Here is an 18,673-nt window from a genome sequence, read left to right as displayed (position 1 = left end):
CCCATGCTGCGCCTCACCGCCCTCGCCCTCTGCCTCGTCATTCCCGTCGCGCACGCCGCGTCGAAGAAGGACTTCGAACTGACCCAGACCCTGGAAAAGGTCGCCAAGGAAAGCAGCGAAGGCACCCCGCGCGCCATCAACGAGGACATCCTCGACCAGGGCTACACCGTCGACGGCCCCCAGTTGATCAACCACCTGAGTGTGCGCGCCAGCCATGCCGAACGCATGCGCGAGAACCCCGACAGCGTGCGCAGCCAGCTGGGCGACAGCGTCTGCAGCAACACCGCCTACCGCCAGTTGCTGGCCGAGGGCGCGATCCTCACCTACAGCTTCACCGAGTACAAGACCAACGCTCCGGTCGCCACCGAGCGCTTCGATGCTGGCAGCTGCAAGATCAAGCTGAAGAAGTAAGCCGCGTCCATGCTCGACAAGGAAATGCTGCTGAAGATCGCGCGCACGCCGATGCCCTTCGGCAAGTACCAGGGCCGCATGCTGGTCGACCTGCCTGACGAGTACCTGCTGTGGTTCCACAAGAAGGGGCAGTTTCCGGCCGGCGAACTGGGGCGGCTGATGCAACTGACCCTGGAACTGAAGATCGATGGTCTCGACGACCTGATCAAAGCGCTCAAGCACTGAGGCCGCGCAACCGCCCTGCGGCGGTTGCGCGAGCGCTCGTCAGCGCAGCACGAACGGGTTTTCCCTGCCCGCCACTGCCGCCGCTTCGTCCGGCGCCAGCAAGGCGCTGCGCGGAACATCCAGCAAACGCGCACAGGCCGCCAGCACGTGGGCCCAGCTGCAACGGTTGGCGAATAGCATGCCCGCCTCGTCCAGCGTACCGCCCTGGTTGCGATAGCCAAGCACCGCCGTTTTCAAGGCATCCGGCAGGATCGGCCAGAGGTGCCCCCGCGCCACTTCCGGGCGCATGTGAGTGAGCAGCACACGGCGCTCGTAGTGATCGGGGAACAGCCGCATGGCGATGGATTCATCCGTCAGCGCCTGCAACTCCCAGTTGTCACGCGGCGCGCGGAAGCGCCCCGGTTCCTGCAGATAGACCAGCCGATAGGGGTATCCGGCCTCCTCCAGCCGCAACGCGGCGCGACGCATCTCGGCCAGTTGGTAGCTGCCATTGGCAATCAGCAGCAGCGGTTCGTTGCCGGGGTGTTCATCCATCAGGATCGCGCCATCGCGGGCCAGCTGTTCCGCCTGGGCCTGGTTGAACACTGCCGGACGGTCACGCTTGGGCGCCACGACGCAGGCCAGTTGCCCGCGACTGCGGTAGATGTCCGGCAGCAAAGCCAGGTGGCTGTTGTGGTCAGCCGGGAAGACCACCCGCACCATGTCGCTCATCTCGCCCAGCAGCGCTTCGCAGAAGGTGGTGTCCTGGTGCGACTGCTGGTTCTTGCCGTTCTCCCAGGTATGCGAAGTCGCCACCAGCGGCCAGCCGAGCCAGCCCGCCGGGCGCCCGGCCTCCTTCTGCTGGCGGGCGAATATCAGTGTCTGGCGCACCGCGCCGAGCATTTTCACGCAGAAAGCTTCGTAGCTGGCCACCAGGTTCAATCCGCCCTGGTTGGCCAGACAGGCGGAAACCACCGCTTCCTCGTTGAGCGCAGTGATGATCCGACCATCGACGGCCTCCAGATCGCTTTCCGGCTCGCTCACCCGGTGCCGCAGCGCCTTGAGCACGCCGCCCAGGCGATTGCTCGCCAGCTCGTCCGGGTTGCCGACGCGAGCACGCAGGTCCGGGTTGGCGGCGCACAGATCGACATAGAAACGATCCAGCGCGGCCATGGGCGAGCATTCGTCGTTGCGGTAATGCAGCGGCGGAATCGAAGGCTCGATAGGCCGACGCACAGCCAGTGGATTGTCCCGCTCCAGCACCCGGCCGCTGTGCGACGCCAAGAACAGGCCGCAGGCTTCGGCGAGCTCCTCCGGCTCCACCCACAACGGCGCCGCATGCTGATTGAAAAGATCGAGCGCCTCGGCGTCCACGCTGGGGTTGCCCGGCAACGGCAGGTTGTGCGCGGCATTACTGCCGGCACCGTAGAAGCCGTAGCCCTTGGTCGTCTCGGCAATGCCATAGGGAATCGGCAGCGGATAACGCAGGATGCCGCGCTCCTTCTCGTCGAGGCGGTGTTGCAGGCGCTCTTCCATCTCCCAGAGGGCGCAGACGAAAGCCGCCGGATCGCGTCCATCGAAGCTGATGGGATCGAAGCCGCAACGCTGCAAGTGCAGCTTGAAACCTTCCAGCCCTTCGTGAGTGCCCAGATCGGTACGCTGCTCGATGCGCCGGCCGTTGGCGATCATCACCGGCAGCGCCGTGCCGCAGTCCTCGGCACGCCACCAGCGGGGGATCCAGTCGCTGCCGCGCTGCTCCTCGGCGGCACCGTCGGAGAGGAAGGCCACCAGCGTCTCGCCCGGCAGCGGCATATGCGCATACATCAGCTCGGCAAAACCAAGATAGCCGCCTTCGGCAATGCCTCCGGCGGTATGCGGATTGACGTGACTGCCCAACGGAGCGGCGACCTTGCCGTCCGGCTTCTGCGCATAGCTGTAGAAATCCTGCACCAGTCGGTCCAGCCCGGCCTCGCCGTTCCCGTAGGCCGCGGCCTGCTCCGGATGCAGGTTACCGGTGAGCACATTGAGTGCGTCGATCGCCGCCACACAGTGCCCCTGCCCCATCAGCCAGCCGCGGGTCTTGCCACTCAGGGCATTCAGGGCGAGGTAACCGGCATAGGCCGGCACCATGTTCAGCGCACCGCCGGTATGACCTTCGGGCTGCGCCTTGAAATCCTCGGCCTGCAAGGGGGCACCGTCGAGGCGGACGCGCCTGGCGTAGGTCATGTGCGCCACCAGCCAGAGGCCGGCACAGGTCAGGCGGTCCAACGCGCTGAATAGCCGATAGACACTGGCCAGATCAGGCTGCAGGCCGTACTGGACCAATTGATGAGCGACACGAAAGACCGCCGCCTGGGTCTGCACGCTATGCTGAAGCGGACCACGGCCTCGCAGCCAGCGGGCATATTCCGGCTCGGCTGCCGCATGGGCGGCAAGCTCCTCGGGGCTTGGCAGGATCTGTGACATATCGGCTCTCCCTTGGCTATGACGGAAAGTCTAGGTCGCCACAGATCGGACGGGCGCTGACATGTATCAACGAGCGCCCCGACCAATCGAGCAAGGCTGAAAGAGAATTCCGACAAGGAGACGACATGGCGCTTCTCACCTTCATCGGCGCGATCCAGGAAGTCACCGGTTCCTGCTACCTGCTGGAAACCCGCGACGGCGTCCGCGTACTGCTCGAATGCGGGATGCGCCAGGGGCGCAGCGGCAACAAGGGCACCCGCGACAACGAGGCGACCAACCGCACACCCTTCCCCTTCGACCCGAAGGAACTCGACGCCGTCGTCCTCTCCCACGCCCACCTCGACCACAGCGGGTTGTTGCCGCGCCTGGCGAAGGAAGGCTACAAGGGCCCGATCTACGCCACCGAATCCTGCTGCGATCTGCTGGAGCTGATGCTGATGGACTCGGCGCACCTCCAGGAGAAGGACGCCGAGTGGGAGAACAAATGGCGCTCGCGCCTGGGCAAGCCTCCGGTGAAGCCGCTGTATACCGTCGAAGATGCTTCCCGGGCACTGAACCAGCGCCGCCGCGTCAGCTATGGCAGCACCGTGGACGTGGCGCGCGGCATCCGCGTGACCTTCCACAACGCCGGGCACATCCTCGGCTCGGCCATCGTCGAACTGGAAATCCATGAGTTCGGCTCGACCCGCCGCTTGGTGTTCTCCGGCGACCTGGGCAGCACCTGCTCACCGCTGATGCGCACGCCGACACCGCTGACCCGCGCCGACGTGGTGTTGCTGGAGTCCACCTACGGCGACCGCGACCACCGCGACGCCAACGAAACCCTGCTGGAGCTCGCCGGCATCCTCCAGCGCGCGCAGAACGAGGGTGGCAATGTCCTGATCCCGTCGTTCGCCGTGGGCCGCACCCAGGACCTGATCTACTACCTCGGGCGCTTCTACCAGGAGGGTCGCCTGCCGCAGCAGGTCGTCTACCTCGACAGCCCGATGGCGGCGCGAGCCAACAATATCTACCTGCAGCATATCGGCGAGATCGCCGATGTCGACCGCGAGTACATGCGTGGCACCGGCACGGCCAAGGTCGGCGAGTGGCTGCCGATCCTGCGCACCACCCAGAGCGCGGATGAATCGATGGCGCTGAACCGCATCAAGAGCGGCGCCATCATCATCGCCGGCAGCGGCATGTGCACTGGCGGGCGGATCGTCCACCACCTCAAGCACAACCTTTGGCGCGAGGAGTGCCACATCGTATTCCCCGGCTTCCAGGCCAAGGGAACGTTGGGCCGCGCCATCGTCGACGGTGCGGAGACGGTGCGAATCCTGCGCCAGCGGATCAGCGTGAAAGCTCAGATCCATACCCTCGGCGGGTTCTCCGCTCACGCGGGACAATCACAATTAATTCAGTGGGTTGGCCACTTCGAGAACAAACCCGAGCTATACCTGATACATGGCGAGCGGGAAAAGATGGATGTACTCAAGGGTGCACTCCAGGATCGCCTGAACTGGACGGCCAACATTCCGGAGCCCGGAGACCGGATCGCCATCTGAAATCGGGGCCTCACCGACTGTCACACCCCGCGTGCCAGACTCGGCAGGCCTCCTGCTGAACCCTGTGCGTGCGGCGAAGCACCATTGCGTCACAGCCAGAGCCACCGTGCATGGCCGGCGCCGCCCATGGACAGGCGATCAGGGGTTGATGAACAAGGAGTATCAACATGCCCTATGAGCCCGACGACTACCTCTCCAGACACTTCCAGACCAGCGGCACCGACCTTGCGCAGAAAATCGAGGAGCTGGCCGAACTGGCTGCTCCCGGCAACAGCCAGAACCTCCCTCTGTACCGCGAGATGCTCACCACCGTCGCGCGCATGGCCCAGGCCGACCGCAATCGCTGGGACGCCAAGATCATGCTGCAGACCCTGCGCGAGATGGAGCACGCCTTCAGCACCCTGGAGCAGTTCAAGCGTCGCCGCAAAGTCACGGTGTTCGGCTCAGCCCGCACGCCGGCCAACCACCCGGTCTACGCGCTGGCCCGCGAGCTGGGAGAAACCCTGGCCCGCTACGACCTGATGGTCATCACCGGCGCCGGCGGCGGCATCATGGCCGCGGCCCACGAAGGCGCAGGGCTGGAAAACAGCCTCGGCTTCAATATCACCCTGCCGTTCGAGCAACACGCCAACCGCACCGTGGACGGCACCAGCAACCTGCTGTCCTTCCACTTCTTCTTCCTGCGCAAGCTGTTCTTCGTCAAGGAAGCCGATGCCCTGGTGCTCTGCCCCGGCGGCTTCGGGACGCTGGACGAAGCGTTGGAAGTGCTGACCCTAATACAGACAGGCAAGAGCCCGCTGGTCCCGGTGGTCCTGCTCGACCAGCCGGGCGGGCACTATTGGGATCACGCCCTCGAATTCATCAAGGAACAACTGGAAGACAACGGCTACATCCTGCCCAGCGACATGAACCTGATGACGCTGGTGCATACCGCCGAGGAAGCCGCCGAGGAGATCGCCCAGTTCTACAGCAACTTCCACTCCAGCCGCTGGCTCAAGGATCGCTTCGTGATTCGCCTGAACCACCCGCTGAGCGTGCGCGCGCTGCAGTTGCTGGAGCGCGAATTCGGCGGCCTGTGCGTCACCGGCGGTTTCCACCAGCAGCCCTACAGCGAATCGGAACTGGACGAACCGGAATTCGCCCACCTGACCCGCCTGGCTTTTGCCTTCAACGGCCGTGATCAGGGGCGCCTGCGGGAACTGCTGAATTTCATCAACCAGCCGGAGAACTGGGAGCGCTGATTTCCAGAGCTTTTTTCCAGAGCACGGAAACAAAGAAGGCACCCGGTTGGGTGCCTTCTTTTATTCAATCATCTGATCGTCGACCGCTCAGAAGCCGACTGATGGCTTCCATCGAATAGCCCCGATAGCTCAAGAACCTGCCCTGCTGGGCTCGCTCGCGGGCATCCTGCGGCAGCCGGGCAAACTTGCGGCGCCAGACCTCACGCAGGTTTTCGTTCCAGTCGACATCCGACTCACTCAGCGCACCATCGATTTCGCCACGGGGCAACCCCCGCTGCGACAGCTCCTCGCGAATCCGTACCGGACCATAACCAGCTCGCGCACGGCTGGCGATGTAGCTTTCCAGGTAGCGGCTTTCGTTGAGCAGCCCCTCCTCGGCCAGACGGTCGAGGGCGGGGTCGATCAGGTCCTGCGTGGCGCCGCGTTGCCGCAGCTTGCGCGAGAGCTCCGCCCGGCCATGCTCGCGTCTTGCCAGCAGGTCCATGGCGACCCGTCGTACCGCGACGGGGTTATCAAGCTCGGCGGTCATCGCTATCAGTAGTCGGCTTCAGCTTCCGCTTCGGCTTCCGCCGCGGCGAGCTCGGCCTTGGTCGGCGGCGTCTGGTTGGTCAGCAGTTGCTCGCGGATAGCCTTGTCGAGGGTGTTGCAGATCTCGGTGTTGTCTTCCAGGAACTTGGCGGCGTTCGCCTTGCCCTGGCCGATCTTGCTGCCCTGGTAGCTGTACCAGGCGCCGGACTTCTCGATCAGGCCCAGCTGTACGCCCAGGTCGATGATCTCGCCGGTGCGGTAGATGCCGCGGCCGTACATGATCTGGAATTCGGCCTGGCGGAACGGCGGAGCGACCTTGTTCTTCACGACCTTGACGCGGGTTTCGCTACCGACCACCTCGTCGCCTTCCTTCACCGCGCCGGTGCGGCGGATGTCAAGACGGACAGAGGAATAGAACTTCAGCGCGTTACCACCGGTGGTGGTTTCCGGGTTGCCGAACATCACGCCGATCTTCATACGGATCTGGTTGATGAAGATGACCAGGCAGTTGGCGTTCTTGATGTTGCCGGTGATCTTGCGCAGCGCCTGGGACATCAGACGGGCCTGCAGGCCGACGTGCTGATCGCCCATCTCGCCTTCGATTTCGGCCTTGGGCACCAGGGCTGCCACGGAGTCGACGATGATCACGTCAACGGCATTGGAGCGCACCAGCATGTCGGTGATTTCCAGGGCCTGTTCGCCGGTGTCCGGCTGGGAAACCAGCAGGTCGTCCACGTTGACGCCCAGCTTGCCGGCGTAGTCCGGGTCCAGGGCGTGTTCGGCGTCGACGAAGGCGCAGGTGGCGCCGATTTTCTGCGCCTGGGCGATGACCGACAGGGTCAGCGTGGTCTTGCCCGAGGACTCAGGGCCATAGATCTCGACAATACGGCCACGCGGCAGGCCGCCGATGCCCAGTGCGATGTCCAGACCCAGCGAGCCGGTGGAGATGGCGGGGATTGCCTGGCGCTCATGGTCGCCCATGCGCATGACCGCGCCTTTGCCGAATTGGCGTTCGATCTGTCCCAGGGCCGCGGCCAGGGCGCGCTTCTTGTTGTCGTCCATTGAAGTCCTCGCGAAGTCAGGCGGCCGGGCGGCCACGAACAACTGTATAAGTAGACAGTATTATTCCACAGGGCAAGCCGCTCGCCTACCCCTGAATCGGATTTTCCCCGTCCGCCAGTCGCAACAGCCCTTCCAGAGCGGTCGCCACGGTCTGCCGGCGTACAGCTTCCCGATCACCGGCATACAGACGGCGTTCGCTGAACACCTGATCGCCCTTCCTCCAGGCCAGCCAGACAGTGCCTACTGGCTTCTCGGCAGAACCGCCATCCGGCCCGGCGATTCCGCTCACCGCCACGGCAATATCCGCCCCACTACGCGGCAAGGCACCGGTGACCATGGCCTCGACCACTTCCCGACTCACCGCACCGACTTGCGTGAACAACTCGGCTGGCACATCCAGCTGACGGCTCTTCTGGTTGTTGGAATAAGTGACGTAGCCCGCCTCGAACCAGGCGGAGCTGCCGGGGATACGCGTGATCGCTTCAGCAATGCCACCACCGGTGCAGGATTCAGCTGTGGTAACGCGCAGTTGGTTGGTGGCGAGACGCGCGCCAACTCGGGCCGAGAGTTCGGTAATAAAGGAATCGGTGACGGGCACAGTGCGCTCCGGGGTTAAAGAAGGCCAGGCGGATACCGTACACTAGGCGCTTTTGCATGTTGAAGCCGGACAGCCAGAAGCCATGAGTCAGAGCGATCTCTCCGCCCACACACCGATGATGCAGCAATACTGGCGACTGAAGAACCAGCACCCGGACCAACTGATGTTCTACCGCATGGGCGACTTCTACGAGCTGTTCTACGAGGACGCCAAGAAGGCCGCCAAGCTGCTGGACATCACACTGACCGCTCGGGGCCAGTCCGCCGGCAACTCCATCCCCATGGCCGGCATTCCCTTCCACTCCGCCGAAGGCTACCTGGCCAAGCTGGTGAAGCTCGGCGAATCGGTGGTGATCTGCGAACAGATCGGCGACCCGGCTACCAGCAAGGGCCCGGTGGAACGCCAGGTCGTGCGCATCCTTACTCCCGGCACCGTCAGCGACGAAGCGCTGCTCGACGAGCGTCGCGACAACCTGATCGCCGCCGTACTGGGCGACGAACGCCTTTTCGGTCTGGCCGTGCTGGATATCACCAGTGGTCGCTTCAACGTCCAGGAAATAAAAGGCTGGGAAACCCTGCTGGCCGAGCTGGAGCGCCTGAATCCCGCCGAGCTGCTGATCCCCGACGACTGGCCCCAGGGCCTGCCAGCGGAGAAACGCCGTGGCGCGCACCGCCGTGCGCCCTGGGACTTCGATCGCGACTCGGCAAAAAAGGGACTGTGCCAGCAGTTCGGCGTGCAGGACCTCAAGGGCTTCGGCTGCCAGGAACTGACCCTGGCCATTGGCGCCGCGGGCTGCCTGCTGACCTATGCCAAGGAAACCCAGCGCACTGCCTTGCCGCACCTGCGCAGCCTGCGTCACGAGCGTATCGACGACACCGTGATCCTCGATGGTGCAAGCCGTCGCAACCTGGAGCTGGACACCAACCTCGCCGGTGGCCGCGACAACACGCTGCAGTCGGTAGTCGACCGTTGCCAGACCGCCATGGGTAGCCGCCTGCTGACCCGCTGGCTGAACCGCCCGCTGCGTGACCGCGCTGTACTCGAAGCCCGCCAGGACTCCATCGCCTGCCTGCTGGAGCGCTATCGCTTCGAAATTCTTCAGCCGCAGCTGAAGGAAATCGGTGACGTCGAACGAATCCTTGCCCGAATCGGCCTGCGCAATGCCCGCCCGCGCGACCTCGCCCGCCTGCGCGATGCTCTTGCCGCCCTGCCGGAACTGCAGAATGGCATGACCGAGCTGGAGGCCCCGCACCTGGGCGAACTGGCCACCAGCATCCGCACCTACCCGGAACTGGCTGACCTGCTGGCACGCGCCGTGATCGAGAATCCGCCCGCAGTGATTCGCGATGGCGGCGTCATTGCCCGTGGCTACGACGCCGAGCTGGACGAACTGCAGATGCTCAGCGAGAACGCCGGCCAGTACCTGATGGACCTGGAGACTCGCGAAAAGGCCCGCACCGGCCTGCCGAACCTGAAGGTCGGCTACAACCGCATCCATGGCTACTACATCGAGTTGCCGCGCGTGCAGGCTGAACAGGCTCCAGCCGATTACATCCGCCGCCAGACCCTGAAGGGCGCCGAACGCTTCATCACGCCGGAACTGAAGGCCTTCGAAGACAAGGCGTTGTCGGCCCAGAGCCGGGCCCTGGCTCGTGAGAAGCAGCTGTACGAAGAGCTGCTGGAGCTGCTGATCGGCCAATTGGCGCCGCTGCAGGACACCGCAGCCGCCCTGGCCGAGCTGGACGTGCTGTCCAACCTCGCTGAGCGCGCGCTGAACCTCGACCTGAACCGCCCGCGCTTCGTCGAAGAGTCGGGCATTCTTATCGAGCAAGGCCGCCATCCGGTAGTCGAGCAGGTACTGGATACGCCATTCGTCGCCAACGACCTGAACCTCGACGAAGACACCCGCATGCTGGTGATTACCGGCCCTAACATGGGCGGTAAATCGACCTATATGCGGCAAACGGCACTGATCGTGCTACTTGCGCACATCGGCAGTTTCGTCCCGGCCGCGCGCTGTGAACTGTCGCTGGTGGATCGCATCTTCACCCGGATCGGCTCCTCCGACGACCTCGCCGGCGGCCGCTCCACCTTCATGGTGGAGATGAGCGAAACCGCGAATATCCTGCACAACGCCAGCGACCGCAGCCTGGTGCTGATGGACGAAGTGGGACGCGGCACCAGCACCTTCGACGGTCTGTCTCTGGCCTGGTCCGCAGCCGAACACCTGGCCAAACTGCGTGCCTTTACCCTGTTCGCGACTCACTATTTCGAGCTGACCGTGCTGCCCGAAAGCGAGCCGGCGGTATCCAACGTCCACCTGAATGCCACCGAACACAACGAGCGCATCGTGTTCCTGCACCACGTGCTCCCCGGCCCGGCCAGCCAGAGCTATGGCTTGGCGGTCGCACAATTGGCGGGGGTACCAGGTGCGGTCATTCAGCGCGCCCGCGAGCATCTGTCGCGCCTGGAAACCACCAGTCTGCCCCACGAAGCACCGCGCTCGACCGACCCGAAAAGCCCGGCGCCACTGCAAAGCGACCTGTTCGCCAGCCTGCCGCACCCGATCGTCGAAGAGCTGATGCGTGTCAGCCCCGACGACCTGACTCCGCGTCAAGCTCTCGAATTGTTATATGCATGGAAGATGCGGGTCTGACGGACCGCTGGACAAGCTGCTAGAATCGCGCGCGCTTAGCCGCCCGCCTGAGGAGAAAATTAGAAATGACCTTCGTCGTCACCGACAACTGCATCAAGTGCAAATACACCGACTGCGTGGAAGTATGCCCGGTGGACTGCTTCTACGAAGGCCCGAACTTCCTGGTCATCCACCCGGATGAGTGCATCGACTGCGCCCTGTGCGAACCGGAGTGCCCGGCACAGGCGATCTTCTCCGAGGACGAGGTCCCGGATGGCATGCAGGAGTTCATCGAGCTGAACAAGGATCTGGCCGATGTATGGCCGAACATCACCGAGAAGAAGGACTCCCTGCCGGACGCCGAAGAGTGGGACGGCAAGCCGAACAAGATGCAGTACCTGGAGCGCTGATCTTCAGCACCTCCAGAAATAGAAAAGGCCCGCCTAGTGCGGGCCTTTCTGCATCTGGGGCTTCACTTTTTCGCGGGCAAAAAAAGGGGCGGGATAACCCGCCCACTCTTTCTTCCCTTCTTCATCATCCTGATGAACCGCATCCTGCGGGGGTTCCTGACCGACATCCTTACCGGCCTGCGCCTTTCCGTGTACGCAGGAGTGATAGTACCCGTCTGGCGGAACGCGGCAACTGGGACACTTCCGCGCAGCTACCACTTATGTCGCCCCTCATTGAAATAAAATACTTACAAAACAATAAGATACAAAAATTCGACGTCAGAGCTGGCGACACTTCAAGCTGAACGCTCACACACTGTGTAAGCGAATGCTTACATCGCGACGCATAAAAAAGCCCGGAATCATCCGGGCTTCTTCGTTGTCGACCTGAACACTATTGGAACAGTGCGTCGCTCGACAGGCCGTTCTTCTCGAGGATCTCGCGCAGACGCTTGAGGGCCTCGACCTGGATCTGCCGAACCCGCTCGCGGGTCAGGCCGATTTCCTGGCCGACTTCCTCCAGGGTGCTGCTTTCATGACCGCGCAGGCCGAAGCGGCGAATCACCACTTCACGCTGCTTGTCGGTCAGCTCCGACAGCCAGAGGTCGATGCTCTCGCTGAGGTCGTCATCCTGCAGCAGTTCGCAGGGATCGGTGGGACGGTCGTCAGTCAGGGTATCGAGCAGTGTCTTGTCCGAATCCGGGCCGAGGGAAACGTCCACCGAAGTGACCCGCTCGTTCAGACCGAGCATCCGCTTGACCTCTTCCACCGGCTTCTCGAGCAGGTTGGCGATCTCCTCGGGCGACGGTTCGTGGTCCAGCTTGTGGGTCAGCTCGCGAGCGGCCCGCAGGTAGACGTTGAGCTCCTTCACCACGTGGATTGGCAAACGGATGGTGCGGGTCTGATTCATGATGGCCCGTTCGATGGTCTGACGAATCCACCAGGTCGCATAGGTGGAGAAGCGGAAGCCACGCTCCGGGTCGAATTTCTCCACCGCGCGGATCAGCCCGAGGTTGCCCTCTTCGATCAGGTCGAGCAGGGAAAGACCGCGATTGACGTAACGTCGCGCGATCTTCACCACCAGACGCAGGTTGCTTTCGATCATTCGCCGCCGACCAGCCGGGTCGCCCTTCTGCGCGAGGCGCGCAAAGTGGACTTCTTCTTCCGGCGTCAGGAGCGGCGAGAAACCGATTTCATTCAGATACAACTGGGTCGCGTCGAGCGCCCGCGTGTAGTCGATGTGTTTGTGTTGCTTGAGAGAGGAGAGTGAGGTGGCTTTAGGAGTGACTCGAAGCGATACCTGCTCTTCGGCAAATGACTCTTCGAGGATGATGCCAGGCTCCAGCAGGAGCACTTCATCATCGACGTCAAACTCCGGCCCTTCTTTTTTAAGTGCCATGTCGTTATCCCTTGCTGAGTTCGACAACAAGCCCAGGTGCGTCCTTATCCTTAGGACACCTAGGCCCGCTCACCCACGCAGGGGAACAGCAAGCGTCAACGACTTGGCAGGTATTGCAGCGGATCTACAGGTTTACCCTGGCGGCGAATCTCGAAGTGCAGCTTCACCCGGTCGGTCCCTGTGGAGCCCATCTCGGCAATGTTCTGCCCGACTTTGACCTGTTGCCCTTCCCGCACCAGCAACCTGCGGTTGTGACCGTAGGCGCTTACGTAGGTATCGCTGTGCTTGATGATCACGAGTTCGCCGTAGCCCCGCAAACCACTACCGGCGTACACCACCGTGCCATTAGACGCAGCCAGGACAGGCTGGCCCAATTGCCCGCCTATATCAATCCCTTTATTCAAACTGCCGTTTGATGCAAAACGCCCAATAAGAGTGCCATTGGTCGGCCATATCCAGCCCCCCGGAGCGCCCCCTGCGACCGCCGGAGTTCCGCCGCTGGCGGGCGTCTGCGCGGGAGTGGTGACGGCAGGAGTGATCGGTTTGCTGGCGGTTGCCGGGGTTGATGTCGGTTTGTTGACAACTACCGGCGCGACAGGCGTTGTGTTTTTTGCGACAGACGGCGCTATCGACGAGCCACCATCGAAGCGGATGGCCTGCCCCGGGCGAATGGTGTACGGCGCGGAGATGTTGTTGCGCGCGGCCAGGGCTTTCCAGTCCCAGCCATAGCGGAAGGCGATGGAATACAGCGTGTCACCGGGACGCACCACGTACTGGCCGCTGGTGACAGTCGGCTTCTGCTGCGCGTTGCGGTCCACCACGGTCGTGGTGCTGCGCGAAGTCGAAGAACAGGCCGCCAGCAGAGAGCAGACGGCAATGGCCACCACAGCGTGGCCCAGGCCCTTGATCCAGTTCCGTTGACACAGGGTCGCTGTCAAGCTCACCCATCCCCCTTATCCATGAATTGACGTCCAGCCTCACTGGCCGGCGGTTACCGCAGCCTTGAACGGCTTGCTCTCAGCCTAGCGGACCGTTGAGCAGCGGGACAAAGCGTACGGAATCCAGCACCTGGCGCTGGAAGCCGTCCTCGGTGCGGACGATCAGCATCAGTTGCTGCACCTCGCCACCGCCGACCGGAATCACCAGCCGCCCCCCGGGTGCCAGTTGATCCAGCAACGCCTGCGGGACCTCGGCCGCTGCCGCGGTGACGATGATGCCGTTGTAAGGCGCCAGAGCGGGCCAGCCCTCCCAGCCATCACCCCAACGAAAGACAACATTTCTCAGGTTTAGCTCCGCAAGTCGCTCCTTGGCGCGATCCTGCAGGGCCTGGATGCGCTCGACGGAGAACACCCGCTCCACCAGTTGCGACAGCACGGCAGTCTGGTAGCCGGAGCCAGTGCCGATCTCCAGTACCTTGTCCAGCGGGCCCGCGGCCAGTAGCAACTCGGTCATCCGCGCCACCATGAAAGGCTGCGAGATGGTCTGGTTGTGCCCAATGGGCAGCGCGGTGTCTTCGTAGGCGCGGTGCGACAGCGCCTCGTCGACGAACAGGTGGCGCGGCGTACGACGGATCACTTCCAGCACGTGGGCGTTGGACAGGCCTTCTTCGTACAGACGCTGGATCAGGCGCTCGCGGGTGCGCTGGGAGGTCATACCAATCCCGCCGCGGCGCGACAATTCATTGGCCATGGTCGAGCCCTCCGAGCCAGTCGCCAAGGACATTGAACGCCTCCCGGAAGGTCCGGTCCATCTGCAACGGCGTGATCGACACGTAACCCTGCATGACCGCGTGGAAATCGGTGCCCTCGCCGCCGTCCTCGGCATCGCCGGCAGCGGCGATCCAGTAGCCTTCCTTGCCGCGAGGGTTGACCACCTTAACCGGTGGCTTCGCACGAGCGCGATGGCCCAGGCGGGTCAACTGGATGCCCTTGATGCGCTCCAGCGGCAGGTTGGGAATGTTCACGTTGAGCACGGTACGCGGCGGCAGATCGAGCCTCTCATGGGACTCCACCAGCAGACGGGCGAAGTGCATCGCGGCCGGCAGGTTGTCCGTCAGGCGCGAGCAGAGCGAGAAGGCGAAGGCCGGGCGGGACAGGAAGCGGCCTTCCAGGGCCGCCGCCACGGTGCCCGAATAGAGCACGTCGTCGCCCAGGTTGGCGCCGAGGTTGATGCCTGAGACGACCATCTCCGGCACCTCTTCGAGCAGGCCGTTGAGACCCAGGTGCACGCAGTCGGTCGGGGTGCCGTTGAGGCTGATGAAACCATTGCCCAGGCGATGAGGATGCAGCGGCCGATCCAGCGTCAGCGAACTACTCGCTCCGCTACGATCGGCTTCCGGGGCGATCACGATGCAGTCCGCATAATCGGACAGCGCGTCGTGAAGCGCGGCGATACCGGGTGCAGTGACCCCGTCGTCGTTGGCAATCAATATGCGCATGGGCTTTCCGTCTGCCCTGCCGGCACGAGGTCGATCAGCTCGCGCACTACCACGGTGGCGAAGCAGCCAGCCGGCAGGACGAATTCCAGTTGCAGAATGTCAGGGGCGGGATAATGCCATGTAAGCCCCGGGATGGGGAGCCGCAGAATACGCCGTTCGTGCGCCATGTCCGCACTGGCGAGCCACTGGCAAAGCGCCATCTCCGCCTGCTGCACGCTGCTTTCAATCTCTCCGGGACGGCTCGTCGCCGGCGAACCGCCCTCACCCCACATTGGGCCGGTGGGGTGCAGGTCGAGTGCTACGAGGCGCGGGTCGGAGCACTCCGCTTCGCCGGCGGGGAAGAAGCTGCGGCTGTCGGTGAACGCCAGCAGGTCGCCGACCAGCGCCTGGTTCCACGTGCCCTCCGCCACGCGGCGGGCCAGCACCTGGTTGAAGATATAGCTGCGGGCCGCCGAGAGCATCCGCGAGCGCATGTTGCGATGCTCCGGCAGCTTGCCGCGCTCGGCGAAGCCACGGGCGTCAAAGATGTTGCCGCCGTCATGGCCGAAACGCTGGGTACCGAAGTAGTTCGGCACGCCCTGGGCGACGATGGCTTTCAGACGCCTTTCGAGCTGCTCTCGGTCCGCCTGCAATTCGGTCAGGCGCAAGGTAAAGCCGTTGGCCGAATGCGCGCCGCGCTGCAATTTGCGGCGATGGCGATTGCGCTCGAGGATGCGCAGGCTGTCGTCCTCGGCAGCGGCCAAGTCCGGATCGGACTTGCCAGGCAGGTGCAGGCTGAACCACTGGCGGGTCAGCGCCTGCCGATCCTTGAGGCCGGCGTAGCTGATCATCTTCACCGGCACGCCGGCAGCACGGGCCAGGCGACGGGCGGCCTCCTCGGTGTTCAGGCCGCGCTTCTCGACCCACAGCCAGAGGTGTTCGCCGTCACCGGAGAGCGGGATGTCCAGCACTTCGTCGACCTGGAAGTCTTCCGCCACCGCCTTGAGCACGGCACTTCCGCAGGCGTCGCCATGGGCGCGCGGGCCCAGCAGTTCCAGCTCCGTCATGCGCGAACCAGCAGGGCAACGGCGTGGACCGCAATGCCCTCTTCACGGCCGGTAAAGCCGAGCTTCTCGGTGGTGGTGGCCTTGACGTTGACCTGGTCCAGTTCGACCTTCAGGTCGGCGGCGATGGTTTCGCGCATGCCCTGGATGTGCGGTGCCATCTTTGGCGCCTGAGCGATGATGGTGGTGTCGACGTTCTCCACTTTCCAGCCCTTGGCCTCCACCAGACTCAGCACGTGGCGCAACAGCGCGCGGCTGTCGGCGCCCTTGAACTGCGGGTCGGTGTCGGGGAAGTGCTTGCCGATATCGCCCAGCGCGCAGGCGCCCAGCAGAGCATCGGAGAGCGCGTGCAGCAGCACGTCGCCGTCGGAATGGGCAACGAGCCCGAACTTGTGGGGAATACGCACGCCGCCGAGGGTGATGAAGTCGCCCTCGCCGAAGCGGTGTACGTCGTAGCCATGTCCGATACGCATGAAAAAACGCCCTGTAGATGTCAGGGCGTCGATTCTACCGGATCACCGCGCAGAGGGTGTCAGCCGCAGAGCGCCGCAGCGTGGTGGCGAAGGTGATCTTCGATGAAGCTCGCAATGAAGTAATAGCTGTGGTCGTAGCCGGGCTGCAGGCGCAGTTCCAGCGGATGACCGACTGCAGCGGCGGCTTCGCGCAGGGCTTCGGGCTTGAGCTGCACGGAGAGGAAGTCGTCGCGATCCCCCTGGTCCACCAGGATCGGCAGTCGTTCACTGGCATTCGCCAACAGCTCTACGGCATCCCACTCGCGCCAGGCGGCAACATCCTCACCCAGGAAGCGTCCCAGCGCCTTCTGTCCCCACGGGCAATCGCTGGGATGGGTGATCGGCGCGAAGGCCGACAGCGACAGGTAACGACCCGGATTGCGCAGGGCGCAGATCAACGCACCATGGCCACCCATGGAGTGGCCGCTGATGCCGCGTTTCTGGGAAACCGGGAAGTTTGCCTCAATCAGCGCCGGTAGCTCCTGCACCACGTAATCGTGCATGCGGTAGTGGCGCGCCCAGGGCTCCTGGGTGGCGTTGACGTAGAAACCGGCGCCGAGGCCGAAGTCCCACGCGCCATCCGGATCGCCGGGCACTTCCGGCCCACGTGGACTGGTGTCCGGCGCGACGATGACAATCCCCAGCTCGGCAGCCATGCGCTGGGCGCCGGCCTTCTGCATGAAGTTCTCGTCGGTGCAGGTCAGGCCGGACAGCCAGTACAGCACCGGCAGGCCCGCTTCGGGCTCGGCCTGGGGCGGCAGGTAGACCGCGAAGGCCATGTCGCAGCCGAGGGTTTCGGAGCGATGGCGATAGCGCTGGTGCCAACCGCCGAAACTCTTCTGGCTGCTGATCAGTTCGATGGAATCCGTCATGGAAATCTCCTTCCTGCAAGGCCGGGGCGCACGCACGCCCCGGCATGCCTATCAGTAATGGATGACGGAGCGGATGCTCTTGCCTTCATGCATCAGGTCGAAGGCCTCGTTGATCTTCTCCAGGCCCATGGTGTGGGTGATGAAGGTATCCAGCGGGATTTCGCCCTTCTGCGCCTTTTCCACGTAGCTCGGCAGCTCGGTGCGGCCTTTCACACCGCCGAAGGCGGAACCGCGCCAGACACGGCCGGTGACCAGCTGGAACGGACGGGTGCTGATTTCCTGGCCGGCGCCGGCGACGCCGATGATGGTCGACTCACCCCAGCCTTTGTGGCAGCACTCCAGCGCCGCACGCATCAGCTGGACGTTGCCCACACACTCGAAGGAATAGTCAACGCCACCGTCGGTCATTTCGACAATGACTTCCTGGATCGGCTTCTGGTGGTCCTTCGGATTGACGAAGTCGGTAGCGCCCAGTTCCTTGGCGATGTCGAATTTGGCCGGATTGATGTCCACCGCGATGATGCGCGACGCCTTGGCCATCTTCGCGCCGATGATCGCCGCCAGGCCAATACCGCCGAGGCCGAAAATGGCGACGGTAGCGCCCTCTTCCACCTTCGCGGTGTTCAGCACGGCGCCGATGCCGGTAGTAACGCCGCAGCCGAGCAGGCAGACCTTCTCCAGCGGTGCTTCCTCGGGGATCTTGGCCAGGGAGATTTCCGGCAGCACGGTGTACTCGGAGAAGGTCGAGCAGCCCATGTAGTGGAAGATCGGCTCGCCCTTGTAGGAGAAACGGCTGGTGCCGTCAGGCATCAGACCCTTGCCCTGGGTGGCGCGTACAGCCTGGCAGAGGTTGGTCTTGCCGGATTTGCAGAATTTGCACTCGCGGCATTCGGCGGTGTACAGCGGAATCACGTGGTCACCCACTTTCAGCGAGGTCACGCCCTCACCGACCGCTTCGACGATGCCGCCGCCTTCGTGGCCCAGGATGCACGGGAACACGCCCTCGGAATCCTGGCCGGACAAGGTGTAGGCGTCGGTGTGACAGACGCCGGTAGCGACGATGCGCACCAGCACTTCGCCCTTCTGCGGCGGCGCCACATCCACTTCGACGATTTCCAACGGCTTGTTGGGGGCGAAGGCGACGGCGGCACGGGACTTGATCATCGGGAAACTCCTGAACGAAGGAAACGACAACGTCCGCCAGGGGCGGACGGGTTCGGCGCGACGGCCGAGAAACCGGGACGGGCCTGGGCCACGTCGGGGAACGTT

Annotated in this window: 18 protein-coding genes; 6 read left to right on the top strand and 12 right to left on the bottom strand. The window is 63.8% G+C overall.

Going from position 1 to position 18,673, the window contains the following annotated elements; genetic code table 11:
- Positions 1 to 3: 3 nt before the first annotated feature.
- On the top strand, positions 4 to 411 hold the full coding sequence (locus ACKI1H_RS13435) for a quorum-sensing-regulated virulence factor family protein (protein WP_017518004.1): 408 nt from the start codon (positions 4 to 6) through the stop codon (positions 409 to 411).
- A gap of 9 nt (positions 412 to 420) precedes the next feature.
- Positions 421 to 636, top strand: a complete 216-nt coding sequence (locus ACKI1H_RS13430) for a DUF3820 family protein (RefSeq protein WP_138522650.1) — start codon at positions 421 to 423, stop codon at positions 634 to 636.
- Positions 637 to 675: 39 nt separating this feature from the next.
- Here ACKI1H_RS13430 and ACKI1H_RS13425 read toward each other — a convergent pair whose 3' ends face one another.
- Complete coding sequence (locus ACKI1H_RS13425) at positions 676 to 3,081, bottom strand: xylulose 5-phosphate 3-epimerase (protein ID WP_440468595.1); 2,406 nt, start codon at positions 3,079 to 3,081, stop codon at positions 676 to 678.
- 125 nt (positions 3,082 to 3,206) lie between these two features.
- On the opposite strand from ACKI1H_RS13425, the gene ACKI1H_RS13420 reads away from it, so the two are divergent.
- Together ACKI1H_RS13420 and ACKI1H_RS13415 are read left to right on the top strand one after the other, a co-directional pair.
- On the top strand, positions 3,207 to 4,628 hold the full coding sequence (locus ACKI1H_RS13420; RefSeq protein WP_045210036.1) for an MBL fold metallo-hydrolase RNA specificity domain-containing protein: 1,422 nt from the start codon (positions 3,207 to 3,209) through the stop codon (positions 4,626 to 4,628).
- Between the two features lie 167 nt (positions 4,629 to 4,795).
- Positions 4,796 to 5,869 (top strand): LOG family protein, encoded by a 1,074-nt coding sequence (locus ACKI1H_RS13415; protein ID WP_440468594.1) that lies wholly within the window; start codon positions 4,796 to 4,798, stop codon positions 5,867 to 5,869.
- A 64-nt stretch (positions 5,870 to 5,933) separates the two neighbouring features.
- On the opposite strand, the gene recX is transcribed toward ACKI1H_RS13415, so the two are convergent.
- From recX to ACKI1H_RS13400, 3 genes are all read right to left on the bottom strand, one after another.
- A complete protein-coding gene (recX, locus tag ACKI1H_RS13410; protein WP_138522658.1) occupies positions 5,934 to 6,398 on the bottom strand; it encodes a recombination regulator RecX in 465 nt (154 codons plus the stop codon).
- 5 nt (positions 6,399 to 6,403) lie between these two features.
- Entirely contained in the window at positions 6,404 to 7,459 is a 1,056-nt protein-coding gene (gene recA, locus ACKI1H_RS13405) for a recombinase RecA (protein WP_138522660.1), read from the bottom strand.
- Positions 7,460 to 7,544: 85 nt separating this feature from the next.
- Positions 7,545 to 8,057 carry a CinA family protein gene (locus ACKI1H_RS13400; RefSeq protein WP_440468593.1) on the bottom strand — a complete coding sequence of 171 codons (513 nt, stop codon included), beginning with the start codon at positions 8,055 to 8,057 and terminating at the stop codon, positions 7,545 to 7,547.
- An 82-nt stretch (positions 8,058 to 8,139) separates the two neighbouring features.
- Here ACKI1H_RS13400 and mutS point away from each other — a divergent pair, with 82 nt between their 5' ends.
- Together mutS and fdxA are read left to right on the top strand one after the other, a co-directional pair.
- Positions 8,140 to 10,713 (top strand): DNA mismatch repair protein MutS, encoded by a 2,574-nt coding sequence (gene mutS / locus ACKI1H_RS13395; protein ID WP_440468592.1) that lies wholly within the window; start codon positions 8,140 to 8,142, stop codon positions 10,711 to 10,713.
- 65 nt (positions 10,714 to 10,778) lie between these two features.
- On the top strand, positions 10,779 to 11,102 hold the full coding sequence (gene fdxA / locus ACKI1H_RS13390) for a ferredoxin FdxA (protein WP_015476292.1): 324 nt from the start codon (positions 10,779 to 10,781) through the stop codon (positions 11,100 to 11,102).
- Positions 11,103 to 11,535: 433 nt separating this feature from the next.
- On the opposite strand, the gene rpoS is transcribed toward fdxA, so the two are convergent.
- The 8 genes from rpoS to ACKI1H_RS13350 form a co-directional block, all read right to left on the bottom strand.
- Entirely contained in the window at positions 11,536 to 12,540 is a 1,005-nt protein-coding gene (gene rpoS / locus ACKI1H_RS13385; RefSeq protein ID WP_138522664.1) for an RNA polymerase sigma factor RpoS, read from the bottom strand.
- Between the two features lie 95 nt (positions 12,541 to 12,635).
- Positions 12,636 to 13,484, bottom strand: coding sequence for a peptidoglycan DD-metalloendopeptidase family protein (locus ACKI1H_RS13380; protein ID WP_440468591.1), 849 nt, complete (start codon positions 13,482 to 13,484; stop codon positions 12,636 to 12,638).
- 73 nt (positions 13,485 to 13,557) lie between these two features.
- The gene (locus ACKI1H_RS13375; RefSeq protein WP_088418250.1) at positions 13,558 to 14,193 is read right to left on the bottom strand and encodes a protein-L-isoaspartate(D-aspartate) O-methyltransferase; all 636 of its coding nucleotides are present in this window, start codon (positions 14,191 to 14,193) and stop codon (positions 13,558 to 13,560) included.
- 25 nt (positions 14,194 to 14,218) lie between these two features.
- Positions 14,219 to 14,977, bottom strand: a complete 759-nt coding sequence (gene surE / locus ACKI1H_RS13370; RefSeq protein WP_440468590.1) for a 5'/3'-nucleotidase SurE — start codon at positions 14,975 to 14,977, stop codon at positions 14,219 to 14,221.
- Positions 14,965 to 16,023: a tRNA pseudouridine(13) synthase TruD gene (gene truD, locus ACKI1H_RS13365; protein WP_138522668.1), complete on the bottom strand. Its 1,059-nt coding sequence runs from the start codon at positions 16,021 to 16,023 to the stop codon at positions 14,965 to 14,967. Before truD ends, surE begins: the two co-directional genes overlap by 13 nt.
- Positions 16,020 to 16,493, bottom strand: coding sequence for a 2-C-methyl-D-erythritol 2,4-cyclodiphosphate synthase (ispF, locus tag ACKI1H_RS13360; RefSeq protein WP_440468589.1), 474 nt, complete (start codon positions 16,491 to 16,493; stop codon positions 16,020 to 16,022). The genes truD and ispF overlap by 4 nt, the downstream gene beginning before the upstream one ends.
- 59 nt (positions 16,494 to 16,552) lie before the next feature.
- The gene (gene fghA, locus ACKI1H_RS13355; protein WP_440468588.1) at positions 16,553 to 17,404 is read right to left on the bottom strand and encodes an S-formylglutathione hydrolase; all 852 of its coding nucleotides are present in this window, start codon (positions 17,402 to 17,404) and stop codon (positions 16,553 to 16,555) included.
- Positions 17,405 to 17,455: 51 nt separating this feature from the next.
- Positions 17,456 to 18,568 (bottom strand): S-(hydroxymethyl)glutathione dehydrogenase/class III alcohol dehydrogenase, encoded by a 1,113-nt coding sequence (locus ACKI1H_RS13350; RefSeq protein ID WP_138522672.1) that lies wholly within the window; start codon positions 18,566 to 18,568, stop codon positions 17,456 to 17,458.
- Positions 18,569 to 18,673: the final 105 nt, after the last annotated feature.

This window comes from Pseudomonas sp. YH-1 (genome assembly GCF_051990045.1).
Lineage (GTDB): Bacteria > Pseudomonadota > Gammaproteobacteria > Pseudomonadales > Pseudomonadaceae > Pseudomonas > Pseudomonas nicosulfuronedens.
Note: the sequence above shows the minus strand (reverse complement) of the source record. Positions and strands in the feature narration are given on the sequence as shown.

Bases quoted from the DNA above. Each gene is read 5' to 3' on its own strand.
- ACKI1H_RS13435 (WP_017518004.1), top strand. From the start codon at position 4: ATGCTGCGCCTCACCGCCCTCGCCCTCTGCCTCGTCATTCCCGTCGCG.
- ACKI1H_RS13430 (WP_138522650.1), top strand. From the start codon at position 421: ATGCTCGACAAGGAAATGCTGCTGAAGATCGCGCGCACGCCGATGCCC.
- ACKI1H_RS13425 (WP_440468595.1), bottom strand. From the start codon at position 3,081: ATGTCACAGATCCTGCCAAGCCCCGAGGAGCTTGCCGCCCATGCGGCA.
- ACKI1H_RS13420 (WP_045210036.1), top strand. From the start codon at position 3,207: ATGGCGCTTCTCACCTTCATCGGCGCGATCCAGGAAGTCACCGGTTCC.
- ACKI1H_RS13415 (WP_440468594.1), top strand. From the start codon at position 4,796: ATGCCCTATGAGCCCGACGACTACCTCTCCAGACACTTCCAGACCAGC.
- recX (WP_138522658.1), bottom strand. From the start codon at position 6,398: ATGACCGCCGAGCTTGATAACCCCGTCGCGGTACGACGGGTCGCCATG.
- recA (WP_138522660.1), bottom strand. From the start codon at position 7,459: ATGGACGACAACAAGAAGCGCGCCCTGGCCGCGGCCCTGGGACAGATC.
- mutS (WP_440468592.1), top strand. From the start codon at position 8,140: ATGAGTCAGAGCGATCTCTCCGCCCACACACCGATGATGCAGCAATAC.
- fdxA (WP_015476292.1), top strand. From the start codon at position 10,779: ATGACCTTCGTCGTCACCGACAACTGCATCAAGTGCAAATACACCGAC.
- rpoS (WP_138522664.1), bottom strand. From the start codon at position 12,540: ATGGCACTTAAAAAAGAAGGGCCGGAGTTTGACGTCGATGATGAAGTG.
- ACKI1H_RS13375 (WP_088418250.1), bottom strand. From the start codon at position 14,193: ATGACCTCCCAGCGCACCCGCGAGCGCCTGATCCAGCGTCTGTACGAA.
- surE (WP_440468590.1), bottom strand. From the start codon at position 14,977: ATGCGCATATTGATTGCCAACGACGACGGGGTCACTGCACCCGGTATC.
- truD (WP_138522668.1), bottom strand. From the start codon at position 16,023: ATGACGGAGCTGGAACTGCTGGGCCCGCGCGCCCATGGCGACGCCTGC.
- ispF (WP_440468589.1), bottom strand. From the start codon at position 16,493: ATGCGTATCGGACATGGCTACGACGTACACCGCTTCGGCGAGGGCGAC.
- fghA (WP_440468588.1), bottom strand. From the start codon at position 17,404: ATGACGGATTCCATCGAACTGATCAGCAGCCAGAAGAGTTTCGGCGGT.
- ACKI1H_RS13350 (WP_138522672.1), bottom strand. From the start codon at position 18,568: ATGATCAAGTCCCGTGCCGCCGTCGCCTTCGCCCCCAACAAGCCGTTG.